This window comes from Massilia solisilvae, from assembly GCF_024753215.1.
Classification (GTDB): Bacteria; Pseudomonadota; Gammaproteobacteria; order Burkholderiales; family Burkholderiaceae_D; genus Telluria; species Telluria solisilvae.
The window spans coordinates 62,441-75,038 of sequence record NZ_JANUGV010000008.1; the positions used below are offsets into that span (position 1 = coordinate 62,441).

11 protein-coding genes and 1 riboswitch are annotated in these 12,598 nt (G+C 69.4%); of the genes, 3 read left to right on the forward strand and 8 right to left on the reverse strand.

Translation table 11 applies throughout. From position 1 onward, the window contains the following. Positions 1–11 precede the first annotated feature (11 nt). Positions 12–1,709 (reverse strand): AMP-binding protein, encoded by a 1,698-nt coding sequence (locus tag NX773_RS21145; RefSeq protein WP_258858246.1) that lies wholly within the window; start codon positions 1,707–1,709, stop codon positions 12–14. Positions 1,710–1,919: 210 nt separating this feature from the next. Between NX773_RS21145 and NX773_RS21150 the strand changes: the two genes are divergently transcribed. Next, entirely contained in the window at positions 1,920–2,591 is a 672-nt protein-coding gene (locus tag NX773_RS21150) for a hypothetical protein (RefSeq protein WP_258858247.1), read from the forward strand. 145 nt (positions 2,592–2,736) lie between these two features. Here NX773_RS21150 and NX773_RS21155 read toward each other — a convergent pair whose 3' ends face one another. Continuing rightward, positions 2,737–4,140 (reverse strand): wax ester/triacylglycerol synthase family O-acyltransferase, encoded by a 1,404-nt coding sequence (locus tag NX773_RS21155; RefSeq protein WP_258858248.1) that lies wholly within the window; start codon positions 4,138–4,140, stop codon positions 2,737–2,739. Positions 4,141–4,144: 4 nt separating this feature from the next. Further along, complete coding sequence (locus tag NX773_RS21160) at positions 4,145–6,115, reverse strand: SDR family oxidoreductase (protein ID WP_258858249.1); 1,971 nt, start codon at positions 6,113–6,115, stop codon at positions 4,145–4,147. Positions 6,116–6,234: 119 nt separating this feature from the next. On the opposite strand from NX773_RS21160, the gene bla reads away from it, so the two are divergent. After that, entirely contained in the window at positions 6,235–7,128 is an 894-nt protein-coding gene (gene bla / locus NX773_RS21165; protein WP_258858250.1) for a subclass B3 metallo-beta-lactamase, read from the forward strand. Here the strand turns inward: bla and thiE are convergent. The 5 genes from thiE to thiC are packed head-to-tail and all read right to left on the reverse strand — an operon-like array spanning position 7,125 to position 11,454. Further along, the gene (gene thiE, locus NX773_RS21170; protein WP_258858332.1) at positions 7,125–7,730 is read right to left on the reverse strand and encodes a thiamine phosphate synthase; all 606 of its coding nucleotides are present in this window, start codon (positions 7,728–7,730) and stop codon (positions 7,125–7,127) included. The genes bla and thiE overlap by 4 nt on opposite strands. Next, on the reverse strand, positions 7,730–8,491 hold the full coding sequence (gene thiD, locus NX773_RS21175; protein WP_258858251.1) for a bifunctional hydroxymethylpyrimidine kinase/phosphomethylpyrimidine kinase: 762 nt from the start codon (positions 8,489–8,491) through the stop codon (positions 7,730–7,732). The genes thiE and thiD overlap by 1 nt, the downstream gene beginning before the upstream one ends. Continuing rightward, positions 8,488–9,276, reverse strand: coding sequence for a thiazole synthase (locus NX773_RS21180; protein WP_258858252.1), 789 nt, complete (start codon positions 9,274–9,276; stop codon positions 8,488–8,490). Before NX773_RS21180 ends, thiD begins: the two co-directional genes overlap by 4 nt. 56 nt (positions 9,277–9,332) lie before the next feature. After that, positions 9,333–9,533, reverse strand: coding sequence for a sulfur carrier protein ThiS (gene thiS / locus NX773_RS21185; protein ID WP_258858253.1), 201 nt, complete (start codon positions 9,531–9,533; stop codon positions 9,333–9,335). A 7-nt stretch (positions 9,534–9,540) separates the two neighbouring features. Beyond that, entirely contained in the window at positions 9,541–11,454 is a 1,914-nt protein-coding gene (thiC, locus tag NX773_RS21190) for a phosphomethylpyrimidine synthase ThiC (protein WP_258858254.1), read from the reverse strand. A 75-nt stretch (positions 11,455–11,529) separates the two neighbouring features. Continuing rightward, a riboswitch (TPP riboswitch) is annotated at positions 11,530–11,636 on the reverse strand. Between the two features lie 113 nt (positions 11,637–11,749). Between thiC and NX773_RS21195 the strand changes: the two genes are divergently transcribed. After that, a complete protein-coding gene (locus NX773_RS21195) occupies positions 11,750–12,592 on the forward strand; it encodes an MOSC domain-containing protein (protein ID WP_258858255.1) in 843 nt (280 codons plus the stop codon). Positions 12,593–12,598 lie beyond the last annotated feature (6 nt).

Here is a 12,598-nt window from a genome sequence, read left to right on the forward strand (position 1 = left end):
TGATGTCCGCCTCATGCCACCGGTGTTGCCGCCGGCGCCATGCGGGCCCGTTCCTCCTCGGCCACGACGCGCCGCAGGATCTTGCCGATGTTCGACTTGGGCAGCGGTTCGCTGCGAAACACCACGTACTTGGGCACCTTGTAGGGCGCCAGGTTGGCCCTGCAATGCTCGACCAGCTGCTCGGCGGTGAGGCTGGCGTCCTTGGGCACCACCACGATCTTGACCACCTCGTCGGAGTGCTCGTCCGCCGCCTTGATCGCCGCCACCTCGTACACGCCCGGATGCAGTGCCACCACGTCCTCCACCTCGCTCGGGAACACCTTGAAGCCGGAAACGATGATCATGTCCTTCTTGCGGTCCACCAGCTTGATGGTGCCGTCCGGGTTCATCACGCCCATGTCGCCGGTGCGCAGCCAGCCGCCCGGCGCGAACACGTGGGCCGTTTCCTCGGGCATGTTCCAGTAGCCCTTCATGACCTGCGGACCGCGCACGGCCAGCTCGCCCAGTTCGCCCAGCGCCAGCGCGCGGCCCTCGTCGTCCAGGATCGCGCATTCGGTTGACGGGATCGGCAGTCCGATAGTTCCGCTGTAGTGCTTCAGGTCGAGCGGGTTGGCGCACACGATGGGCGAGGCTTCGGTGAGCCCGTAGCCTTCGATGAGCGGAATGCCGAAGCGCTGCTGCCAGCGTTCGGCCACGGAGCGCTGCAGCGCCATGCCGCCGGCCACCGCCAGCCGCAGCGAGCTGGTGTCCACATGCGCGAACGCGGGCGCGTTGAGCAGCGCGTTGAACAGCGTGTTCACGCCGATCAGGGCGGTGAAGCGCACGTGGCGCAGCTCGCGCATGAAACTGTGCAGGTCGCGCGGGTTGGTGACCAGCACGATGTGGGCGCCGATGCGGCACCAGGCCAGCATCACTGTCAGCGCGAACACGTGGTACAGCGGCAGCGGGATGACGCCTACTTCCTTGCCCTCGGCCAGCACGGGCCCGACCCAGGCCGCGGTCTGCTCGACGTTGGCCACCATGTTGCCGTGGGTGAGCATGGCGCCCTTGGGCACCCCGGTGGTGCCGCCGGTGTACTGCAGGAAGGCCAGGTCGTGCAGGCGCGGCGCCGCCTCTTCGAGCTTCAGCCCGGCGCCGCGTTCGAGCGCCGCGGTGAACGGCACCGAGCCGTTGATGTGCCACGGCGGCACCATGTGGCGCACGTGCTTGACCACCAGATTGACGATCTGCGCCTTCGGGAACGGCAGCATGTCGCCGACGCGGGTGGTGACCACGTGGCGCACGTCGGTGTTCTCGATGACATCCTCGACCGTGTGCGCGAAATTGTCGAGCACCACGATTGCGCTCGCGCCCGAGTCCACCAGCTGGTATTGCAGCTCGCGCGGCGTGTACATGGGGTTGGTGTTGACGACCACGCAGCCGGCACGCAGCACGCCCAGCAGTGCGATCGGGTACTGCAACAAGTTGGGCATCATGAGCGCGACGCGCTCGCCGCGGCCCAGGCCCAGCCCCTGCAGGAAGGCGGCGAAATTGCGCGACAGGGTGTCCACGTGGTCCCAGCGGATGGTGGTGCCCTGGTTGGTGAAGGCCGGCAGGTGCCGGTAGCGCGCGCAGACCCAACTGAACATGTCGTTGAGGGAACCGAAGCGGTCCGCCTGCACGTCGGCGGGAATCCCGGGCGGGTAGCTGTCGAGCCAGAACTTGTGCATGCGAGCCTCTCGATGGGTGCCGGTGCGCGGCCAGGCGCGGTGGCGGCGCGCGCAAGCCGCGTGCAGCGGGCGGCTCGTCGAGAACGATGCGCCGCAGCCCCGTGGGCGGCTTTGATCTGGATCAGTGTCTCTCCCTTGCCGCTGGCGGGAGGGGCAAGCGCGGGCGCTGTCTTATGCACAGGCAGTCCGACATGACACGAGGAGATGACGATGGCAACGAGGCATACGAAAGCAGAGACGCAAGACAGTGCCGTGCAGGCGCCGGCGCACAAGAAGCGCGATGGCGGCGCCACCGCGCGCGAGGTGCAGCAGGGCGTGGTGGTGAGCCTGTCGGCGCTGAACTCCATCGAGGGCGACATCACTGCGCTGGTGCGCAAGGCGGTGTCGGACGCGCTGGGCACCGGCGGCGCGGCCGGCGGCGAGCTGGTGCAGGTGGTGCACGACGTGGTGGAGGGCACGATCCGCGCCAGCGAGCAGGTCGGCACCGGGTTGACGATCGCCGTGCGCAGTGTGGCCAAGGGCGTGATCGCCGGCGTGCATGACGTGGGTGGCGACGTGCTGGCGGCCTCGTTCGAAATGCTGCGCTCGCTGATCCGCGTGGCCGCCTCGCTGGGCGCGGACGTGGGCACGGTGGCGCGGCAGGCGATCGACGCGGCGGTCGAGGCGGCGCAGGAAACGGGCGGCAACGCGGCGCAGGTGGGCAAGCGCGGCATCGAGGGCGCGATCGAGTCGGCCGGCGAAATCGGCAACCTGGCGGTGCGCACGGTGCGCGATGTGCTGATCGGGATCGCCGGCAGCGTGGGGCAAACGATGGAGGCGGCCATGCCCATGCACCAGCCGGCCGGAACGCAGGAGCACGCGGCAAAACCAAGGCACCATTGAGCGTGCGAACTGAGCCGTGCTGGTACGAACAGCTATGTTGCGTGGGCAGGTTCTCCTGCCCACGCTTCGACCAGAACCCGCTCCCGCGCGACAGTTCAGGCCAGGCATGCTCCGTCTGAACGCGTGGGCAGGAAACCTGCCCACCCTACGATTCCGCGGGCCACGGCATCAGTAGCGCGGCCAGCACCAGGCGCTCGAATTCGCCGGCGAAGCGCTGCGCGAGCGCGGCCGGGTCGGGCACGCGCAGCGCGTCCGCGACCAGGCCGAAACCGACCTGCCCGTTGTAGCTCAGGATGCTCGCGCCGACCCCGATGCCGCCCGCCTGCGGCACCCAGAACATCTGCCGCGCGACGCGCTTGCCGGCCAGGTAGCGCGCTTCGTCCTGGCCGTGCACGTTGGTCAGCACCAGGCTGGCGTTGGCCGCCAGCACGTCGAGCACGCGCTCGCGCACCGGCTCGGGGGCGACGCCCATCGCGGCCAGGATGCCCAGCGCAACCCATGGCTGGCGCGACTGCTTCAGTGCGTCCATGCGCCGGTGCACCTCGAGCACGCGCGCCACCGGATCGTCCACATCCACCGGCAGGTCGAGGAACACGAGGCCGAAGCGGTTGCCCAGTTCCACCAGCGGGCCGGGCGGGCGCAGGTTCACCGGCACCAGCGCGCGGATGCCGCCGCCGCCCAGCGTGTCGCCCGCGTCCAGCAGGTAGCCGCGCAGCGCCCCCGCCACGCACGACACCAGCACGTCGTTCACCGAGCAGCCAAGCGCCACCGCCACCGCCTTCACTTCCCTCAGCGCCAGCGGCGGCGCCCATGCCACGCGCTTGGCCACGCCGACCGTCCCCTTGAGCCGCGTGGCCGCGTCCGGCGCCATGGCGGCGATCAGGCCCGCCTGGTACAACAGGTCGGCGCCGGAGCGCGCGTGGTCGAGCGCACGCAGCGGGTGCGCGAGTAGAAAGGCGCCGTCGCTGGCCAGCGCGAGAGAGGCGCGCACGGCGTCGCCCGCCGCCGACGTTACCGGGCCGAGCAGGCGTTCCAGCGCGCTGCGCTGTGGCGCTGGCGCGGACACGTCCCGCGGCGGCGCGCGCGGATGCGCGGGATCGGGGTCGAGCATGGCATCGATCACGTGCAGCAGCGCGAAGCCGTCCGCATAGCAGTGGTGGATGCGCAGCACGATCGCGCTCCCATGCGGCAGGTCGACCAGGTGGAACTGCCACATGGGCTTGCCGGGGTCGAGCGGCCGGCTCACCAGTTCGCTCATCGCGTCCTGCAATCCGTCGCCCGCCGCGCCCGGCAGCGCCATGTGGCGTACGTGCCAGCCAAGGTCGAAGTGCGGGTCGAGCTCCCAGCGCGGAGTGGCACGCGCACCGGCCACGCGCTGGCGCAGGCGGTGGAAGCACAGCATGCGTTCGCGCACGAGTTGCCTGAAGGCGGACAGCTCGATGCGCTCGTCCAGCAGCATGACGCCGCAGATCATCATCCGATTGGTCGGCCGGTCCATGCGCAGCCACGCGGCATCGACGGCCGTCAGCGCTTCGCCGGGCGCCGCCATGGGGCTACAGGTGGACGCCGCGCAGCAGGTGCTGCATCGCGCGCAGCTCGGGCGAGGCCTCCTGCGCCGCCGCGGGCGCGCCGTCGGGCGACAGGCGGTACGCGGTGTTGAGCACGATGCGCGACAGCTGCGGCGTGGCCAGCTGCATGGCCATGCCCAGCGTGCCCACCTCGGTGGTGATGCGCACCGGCTTGCTGACGATGGCGCGCACCACGAACTGCGCCGCCTCGTCGGGCGTGAGCGCGGGCGCGTCGCGGTAGACGCTGGTGGGGGCGATCATCGGCGTGCGCACCAGCGGCATGTTGATGGTCGTGAACTTGATGCCGAGGTCGGCGTACTCGGCGGCGGCGCAGTCGGACCACGCTTCCAGCGCCGCCTTGGAGGCCACGTAGGCGGAAAAGCGCGGCGCGTTGGTCAGCACCCCGATCGAGGAGATGTTGATCACCTGCCCCGCGCCCTGGGCCACCATGCTCGGCAGCAGGCCCATGGTCACGCGCACCGCGCCGAAGTAGTTCAGCTGCATGGTGCGCTGCAGGTCGTGGAAGCGCTCGTAGCTGGCCTCGACCGGGCGCCGGATCGAACGGCCGGCGTTGTTGACGAGGATGTCCACGTGGCCGTGGTCGGCCAGCACCGCCTGCACGAAACGCTCGCAGTCGGCGATGTCCGACAGGTCGGCCTGGTAGGTGTGCAGCTGCCAGCCTTTGGCGGCGAAGGCCTGGGCGGTTGCGGCCAGCTCGGCCGCGTCGCGCGCGCAGGTGAGACCGACCGCGCCCGCGTCCGCGAGCTGGTGCAGGGTGGCCAGGCCAATGCCGGAGGTGCCGCCGGTGACCAGCACCACCTTGCCCTGCACCGCGCCACGCAGGCTGCGGTCGATGAACAGATCGGGGTCGAGGTGGCGTTCCCAGTAGTCCCAGACGGCATTGGCATACTGTTCCAGCGGCGGGCAGGCGATGCTGCTCCCGGCCAATGCCGCCTGCGCCTGGCGGTTGTCAAAGCGCGTGGGCCAGTTGAGCAGCTGGGTGATGCCGTCGGGCAGGCCAAGGTCTTGCATGATCGCGTCGTGCGCGCGCTTGACCGGGCTGAGCGACGCGAGCCCCTTGCGCAGCCACTCGGGCAGCAGCGCGAGCAGGGCCGTGTTCACGCGCAGCCCCATTTGCGGCGCATGCGCGGCGCGTGCGAACACGTTGAGCGCGTCGCCGACCCGGCGCGGTGCGGGATCGGTGAGGTGGAAGGCCTTGCCGTCCAGCCCGCTCTGATGCGCGATGTGGAGCATGGCCTGCACCACGAAATCGACCGGCACGATGTTGATCCGACCGCCTTCGATGCCGACCACCGGCATCCACGGCGGCAGCAGCGCGCGCACGCGCTGGATCAGCTTGAAGAAGTAGTACGGACCGTCGATCTTGTCGGTTTCGCCGGTGCGCGAGTCGCCCACCACCAGGCCCGGCCGGTACACGCGCCACGGTACCTTGCATTCGGCGCGCACGACCTGTTCGGATTCGTGCTTGGTGGCGAAGTAGGGATGCCACAGGTTTTCCGCCTCGTCGAACATGTCTTCGCGAAAGACGCCTTCGAACATGCCGGCCACGGCGATGGAGCTCATGTGATGAAAGCAGCCGGGCCGCAGCGCGTTGGCCAGCGCCACGGCATTGCGCGTGCCGCCCACGTTGGCCGCCACCTGCTCCGCCGCGCCGGCCCGCAAGTCGTAGATGGCGGCCAGGTGAAAGAAGTGGTCGAGGTGGCCCACCAGCGCCTCGCGCTGCGCCGGCTCGATGCCCAGCCCGGGCTGGAGAATGTCGCCGAACACCGGCACCGCGCGTGACGCATCGGCGTTCCAGAACGCGAACAGCGCAGGCAGCCGCTCGCGGCTTTGCGCGCGCACCAGGAACCAGACCTGGTTGCCGGGCGAGGCGAGCAGGGTGCGGATCAGGCGCTTGCCGATGAAGCCGGTGCCGCCGGTGACGAAGTAGCGCATTCCCATATCGTTCCACTCGGCGTCTTGATCCGTCTGACCTGAATCAACGAGCGCGACGCCAAGCGCACATTGTTGAATTATGATGTGCGCCTTACAACGTGAAAACCCGGAGACGATCGATGAAAGCATGGAGTGTGCTGGTGTTGGGGCTGCTGGCGGCCGGAGCGGCATGGGCGCAGGACGAGGTGCACTGCGGCTCGTGCGAGGAATGGAACAAGCCGGTGGCGCCGTTCAAGGTGTACGGCAATACCTGGTACGTCGGCACGGCCGGGCTGTCGTCGCTGCTGGTGACCGGCCCGCAGGGCCACGTGCTGCTCGACGGCGCGCTGCCGCAGTCGGCCGCGCAGATCCGCAAGAACATCGAGTCGCTCGGCTTTCGCATCGAGGACGTCAAGCTGATCCTCAATTCGCATTCGCACTGGGACCACTCCGGCGGCATCGCGGCGCTGCAGCGTGCCAGCGGGGCCCAGGTGGCGGCCAGCGCCTGGAGCGCGAAGGAATTGGCCGCCGGGGACAACGTGCCCGGCGATCCGCAGTACGACCCGCGGGAAACGGTGCGCGTGCCGAAGATCGACCACATCAAGGTGGTGGCGGACGGAGAAAAGGTGACAGTGGGACCGCTCACGCTGACCGCGCACCTGACCCCGGGCCACACGCCCGGTTCCACGGCCTGGACCTGGCAGTCGTGCGAGGACAAGGTGTGCCGCAACATGGTGTACGCCGACAGCCTGACCGCCGTCTCCACCGACGGTTTCCACTTCACCGGCGACGCTGACCACCCGGACATCTCGGCATCGTTCCGCGCCAGTATCGCCAAGCTCGGCGCGCTGCCGTGCGACGTGGTCGTCTCCACGCATCCAGGCTTTACCGACACCTTCGAGAAGCTGGCCGCGCGCACGCTCGGCCACAACACCTTCGTGCAAGCGGGCGGCTGCAAGGCGCTGGCGGAAGCGTCGGCACGCGCTTTCGACAAGCGCGTGGCGGCCGAACGCGCGCAAGCAGAGGGACGTTAGAACAGCGCCTGCAATGCCCTTGCCGCGGCGGCGGGATCATCTGCAAGGTAGACGCTGCTGATGGCGGCCACCATGTCCGCGCCGCGCTGCACCAGCGGCGCCGCGTTCTCGGCAGTCATGCCGCCGATGACGACGACCGGCAGGTCCAGCGCCGCCCTCGCCTGCTCGACGATCGACGGTTCGGTGGTCACCGGATACTTCTTGACCGCCGACGGATAGAAGCCGCCGAAGGCAACGTAGCTCGCGCCCGCCTGCCGTGCCGCCCGCGCCAGGCCAAGCTCGCCGTAGCAGGAGGCGCCGACGATCTTGCCCGGCCCCAGCAGCGCGCGCACGTGCTCGACCTTGTCGTCGGTGCCGCCCACGTGCACGCCGTCGGCGCCGATCTGGCGGCACAGCGCCGCGTGGTCATTGATCACGAGCGGCACGCCATGGCTGCGGCACAGTTCCAGCAGTGCCGCAGCCTGTTCCAGCCGCAGCGGCGCGTTCGCGTGTTTGTGACGGTACTGCACCAGCGCGGCGCCGCCCTGCAGGGCACGGCCGGTGCAGTCCAGCAGCCGCGCGGTATCGTCCCAGTTCGGGGTGACGAGATACAGGCCTCGCATCATGCGGTCCTTTCAGTCCATGGGTGTCGGTTGGGGATGAGCTGGCCGGGCGCGATGGCATAGGCCTGTTCGAGCGCCCGGTGGCAGTAGCGCTGCGCCAGGTCGAGCGCCATTTCCATCGGCCGGCCCAGTGCCAGCTGGCCGGCGATCGCTGCGGCCAGCGTGCAGCCGCTGCCGTGAAACTGTCCCGGCAGGCGCGGCCAAGACCATTCGCGTGTGCCATGCGGGCCGTGCCAGCGGTTGACGACGCGTGCGCCGTCGGCATGGCCCCCGGTGACGAGGCGACGCGGCCACGCGACCGGCCCGAGCGCCTGCGCTTCCGGCAGGTTGGGCACGACCAGCGTCGCCAGTGCCAGCAGCGGGCGCAGCGCGGCCACGGCGTCGCCGCGGGCCAGCGCGTCCCCGTGGCCACTGGCCAGCACCGGGTCCAGCACCACCGGCAGCAACGGGTCCGCGGCGCGCAGCCGCGTGATCACTTGCGCGATCGCCGCGGCATTGGCGCCGCTGCCCGGAATGCCGAGCTTGACGGCCCGGATTTGCACCGCCTGCGCCAGCGCCTGCGCCTGGCGCAGCAGCAGGGCGGGGTCGATCGGCTCGACGCCGTGCACGCGGTTGTTATCCTGCACGGTGAGCGCGGTCACTACCGGCAGCGCGTGCGCGCCCTGGGCCGCGATGGCCTCTATGTCGGCCGCGATGCCCGCGCCGCCGGACGGATCGAGCCCGGCAAATACCAGCACCGACGGCCGCGCCGTGGCCGTCATGCCACGCGCCCGGCCATCGGCGAAGATGGCGAGGCGGCGAAGCGGCGCGCCATGCGGCCGGCCAGGAAGGCCTCGCGCCCGGCCTCGACGGCAAGGCGCATGGCCCGCGCCATGCGCACCGGGTCCCGCGCCAGCGCGATCGCACTATTCATCAGCACGCCGTCGCAGCCCAGTTCCATGGCGATTGCGGCATCCGAGGCGGTGCCCACGCCGGCGTCAACCAGCACCGGCACCGTGGCCTGCTCGATGATCAGGGACAGGTTCCATGGGTTCAGGATGCCCATGCCCGAGCCGATCAGGGAGGCCAGCGGCATCACGGCCACGCAGCCGATCTGTGCGAGGATGCGCGCCTGGATCGGGTCGTCGCTGCAGTACACCATCACGTCGAAGCCGTCGCGCACCAATGTTTCGGCGGCGGCGATGGTCTCGGGCATGTTGGGGAACAGCGTCTTCTCGTCGCCCAGCACCTCGAGCTTGACGAGCTTGTGCCCGCCCAGCAGTTCGCGCGCCAGTTGCAGCGTGTAGACGGCGTCCTTGGCGGTGTAGCAGCCGGCGGTGTTGGGCAGGATCGTGTAGCGGCTTGGCGGCACCACGTCGAGCAGGCTTGGCTCGTTCGGGTCCTGGCCGATGTTCACGCGGCGGATCGCCACCGTGATGATCTCGGCGCCGGCGGCCTCGGTGGCTTCGCGCGTCTGTTCCAGGTCGCGGTACTTGCCGCTGCCGACCAGGAGGCGCGATGCATACTGTTTGCCGGCGATGATGAGGGGTTTGTCTTCGTGTTTCATGTGATCTCTCCAGTTTCGAATTGGCAGGGTGGGCAGACGAGCTGCCCACCCTGCGATCAGCCGCCGCCGATGGCGCGCACCAGCTCCACTTTGTCGCGGTCCTCGAGCGTGCATGCGTGCCAGCGGCTGCGCGGCACCACGTTGCGGTTCACGGCCAGCGCCACCATCTGGTCGGCCACGCCGAGCGATTCGGCCAGGTCGAGCAGGGTGGCGCCGGCAAGCCGGTGTGGCGCGCCATTGAGTTCGATGTCGGGCATGGGCGGCCTACTGCTTGTGATAGAGCTCGGCGCCGCGCTTGACGAATTCCACGGCCTTCACTTCCATTCCCTGCGCCAGCGCCGCGTCCTCGGCAATGCCCTGGCTGGCCGCGAAGTCGCGCACCTCCTGGGTGATCTTCATGGAGCAGAAGTGCGGGCCGCACATCGAGCAGAAGTGGGCCACCTTGGCCGACTCCTTGGGCAGCGTCTCGTCGTGGAATTCGCGCGCCTTGTCCGGGTCCAGGCCCAGGTTGAACTGGTCCTCCCAGCGGAACTCGAAGCGCGCCTTGGACAGCGCGTTGTCGCGGATCTGCGCGCCAGGGTGGCCCTTGGCCAGGTCGGCCGCGTGCGCAGCCAGCTTGTAGGTGATGATGCCGTCCTTGACGTCGCTCTTGTCCGGCAGGCCCAGGTGCTCTTTCGGCGTCACGTAGCACAGCATGGCGGTGCCGTACCAGCCGATGGTGGCCGCGCCAATGCCCGAGGTGATGTGGTCGTAGCCGGGCGCGATGTCGGTGGTCAGCGGTCCGAGCGTATAGAACGGCGCTTCGTGGCACTGCTCCAGCTGCAGGTCCATGTTCTCCTTGATCATGTGCAGCGGCACGTGTCCCGGGCCCTCGATCATCACCTGCACGTCGTGCTTCCACGCGACCTGGGTCAGCTCGCCCAGCGTCCTGAGCTCGGCCAGCTGGGCCTCGTCGTTGGCGTCGTAGATCGAGCCCGGGCGCAGCCCGTCGCCCAGGCTGAACGCCACGTCGTAGGCCTTCATGATCTCGCAGATCTCTTCAAAGCGCGTGTACAGGAACGACTCCTTGTGGTGCGCCAGGCACCACTTGGCCATGATCGAGCCGCCGCGCGAGACGATGCCGGTCAGGCGGCTGGCCGTCATGGGAACGTAGCGCAGCAGCACGCCGGCGTGGATGGTGAAGTAGTCGACGCCCTGTTCGGCCTGCTCGATCAGCGTGTCGCGGTAGATCTCCCAGGTCAGGTCTTCGGCCTTGCCGTTGACCTTTTCCAGCGCCTGGTACAGCGGCACGGTGCCGATCGGGACCGGGCTGTTGCGGATGATCCACTCGCGCGTTTCGTGGATGTGCTTGCCGGTGGACAGGTCCATCACGGTGTCGCCGCCCCAGCGGATGGCCCAGGTCATTTTCTCGACCTCCTCGCCGATCGACGAGGTGACCGCCGAATTGCCGATGTTCGCGTTCACCTTGACCAGGAAATTGCGGCCGATGATCATCGGCTCGCTCTCGGGGTGGTTGATGTTGGCGGGGATGATCGCGCGCCCGCGCGCGACCTCCGAGCGCACGAATTCGGGCGTGATCTCGGCCGGGATCGCGGCGCCGAACGACTGCCCAGGGTGCTGGCGCCCCAACATCTGCGCCATGCGCTTGCCGGTCGGGCCGGCCGCTTCCAGGCTGGCCAGGTATTGCTTGCGGCGCAGGTTTTCACGCAGCGCGACGAATTCCATCTCAGGCGTGATGATGCCCTGGCGCGCGTAGTGCATTTGCGTGACGTTGCGCCCGGCCCGGGCGCGGCGCGGCTTGCGCTGCAGGTCGAAGCGCAGCGCGGCCAGCTTCGGGTCGTTCAGGCGCCCGATGCCGTAGGCGGAACTGGGACCGGGCAGCTCCTCGGTGTCGCCGCGCTCGGCGATCCACGGCGTGCGCGGGCAGCCAAGGCCGCGGCGGATGTCGATGCTGGCCGCCGGGTCGGTGTACGGGCCGGAGGTGTCGTACACGTAGATCGGCGGATTGGGCTCGCCGCCGAAGGCCGCGGCGGTGTCGGCCTGGCGGATCTCGCGCATCGGCACCCGCAGGTCGGGGCGGCTGCCTTCGATGTAGACCTTGCGCGAATTGGGCAGGGGCGCCACGGCCGCGGCATCGACGGCGGCGGTGGCGGACAGGAATTGAGGCTCGGCGTTCAATGTTCACTCCCGGTTTGGTGGCTGAACTGCACGGGCCAACGGGGGAGTGCGGGAACACAGGCGTGCGCAGACGGCCCTGGTGCCCAGTAGCTTCCCTTCGCTGGCATTATCCAGATCAGGTTCGGAGGGTATTTCTCACCCGCGTGCCGCTGTCACGGCGCGCAGGACCCCTAGCGTTGTGTCACCTTGCGGTGATCGGGCCGGAGTGTACGCGCCTTTTGTGGGATTGGCAAAGCTTTCAGCAGGGCCGCTGGTTTGGTGCCATACTGTCGGCCTCAAATCCGAGAGACCTGCGATGGCGATCCTTTCCGAACTGACCCTGTATCCGATCAAGTCTTGCGCCGGCATGCCGGTGCGGGAGGCCGTGGTCACCGATGCCGGCCTGTTCGCGAACGGCGTGCACGACCGCGAGTGGATGGTGGTGTCTGCCGATGGCCAGTTCATGACCCAGCGCGAGCATCCGCGCATGGCGCTGGTGACGCCGCGGCCGGACGGCAGGCAGCTCTACGTGAGCGCGCCGGGCGCACCCCGGCTGGTGCTTGGCCTGGACGATCCGGACGGCGCGCCGGTGCCGGTGCGGATCTGGGACGACGCGGTCACGGCCGCCGACTGCGGCGACGCGGCCGCGGCCTGGTTCTCGCAGGTGCTGGGCAGCCCCTGCCGGCTGGTGCGCTTCCGGCGCGACGTGGTGCGCCCCACCAGCACCAAATGGACCGGCGGCGTGCCGGCGCAAACCCGTTTCGCCGACGGCTACCCGCTGCTCCTGATCGGCGCCGCATCGCTGGCGGACCTGAACGCGCGCATGGCGGCGGCGGGGCGCGCGCCGTTGCCGATGAACCGCTTTCGTCCCAATCTCGTGGTCGATGGCATCGAGCCGTACGACGAGGACTTCCTCGCGTCGCTCGACGCCGGCGGCCTCGTCATCAAGCCGGTCAAGCCCTGCGCGCGCTGCCCGATCCCGTCGATCGACCAGGCCACCGGCATCGCCGGGCCGGACCCGCTCGATATCCTGCTCACCTACCGCGCCAACCCGCGCATGGAAGGTGCGGTCTGCCTTGGCATGAACTGCATCGTGGTCGCCGGCGCCCAGGGCGTGCTGCGGGTCGGCCAGCACCTGGAAGCCGAGCTCGACTTCTGACCGCCG

Coding starts and splice junctions, on each gene's coding strand:
- bla (WP_258858250.1), top strand. CDS start 6,235: ATGAAAGCATGGAGTGTGCTGGTGTTGGGGCTGCTGGCGGCCGGAGCG.
- NX773_RS21150 (WP_258858247.1), top strand. CDS start 1,920: ATGGCAACGAGGCATACGAAAGCAGAGACGCAAGACAGTGCCGTGCAG.
- NX773_RS21195 (WP_258858255.1), top strand. CDS start 11,750: ATGGCGATCCTTTCCGAACTGACCCTGTATCCGATCAAGTCTTGCGCC.
- NX773_RS21160 (WP_258858249.1), bottom strand. CDS start 6,115: ATGCGCTACTTCGTCACCGGCGGCACCGGCTTCATCGGCAAGCGCCTG.
- thiE (WP_258858332.1), bottom strand. CDS start 7,730: ATGCGAGGCCTGTATCTCGTCACCCCGAACTGGGACGATACCGCGCGG.
- NX773_RS21180 (WP_258858252.1), bottom strand. CDS start 9,276: ATGAAACACGAAGACAAACCCCTCATCATCGCCGGCAAACAGTATGCA.
- thiS (WP_258858253.1), bottom strand. CDS start 9,533: ATGCCCGACATCGAACTCAATGGCGCGCCACACCGGCTTGCCGGCGCC.
- NX773_RS21155 (WP_258858248.1), bottom strand. CDS start 4,140: ATGGCGGCGCCCGGCGAAGCGCTGACGGCCGTCGATGCCGCGTGGCTG.
- NX773_RS21145 (WP_258858246.1), bottom strand. CDS start 1,709: ATGCACAAGTTCTGGCTCGACAGCTACCCGCCCGGGATTCCCGCCGAC.
- thiD (WP_258858251.1), bottom strand. CDS start 8,491: ATGACGGCCACGGCGCGGCCGTCGGTGCTGGTATTTGCCGGGCTCGAT.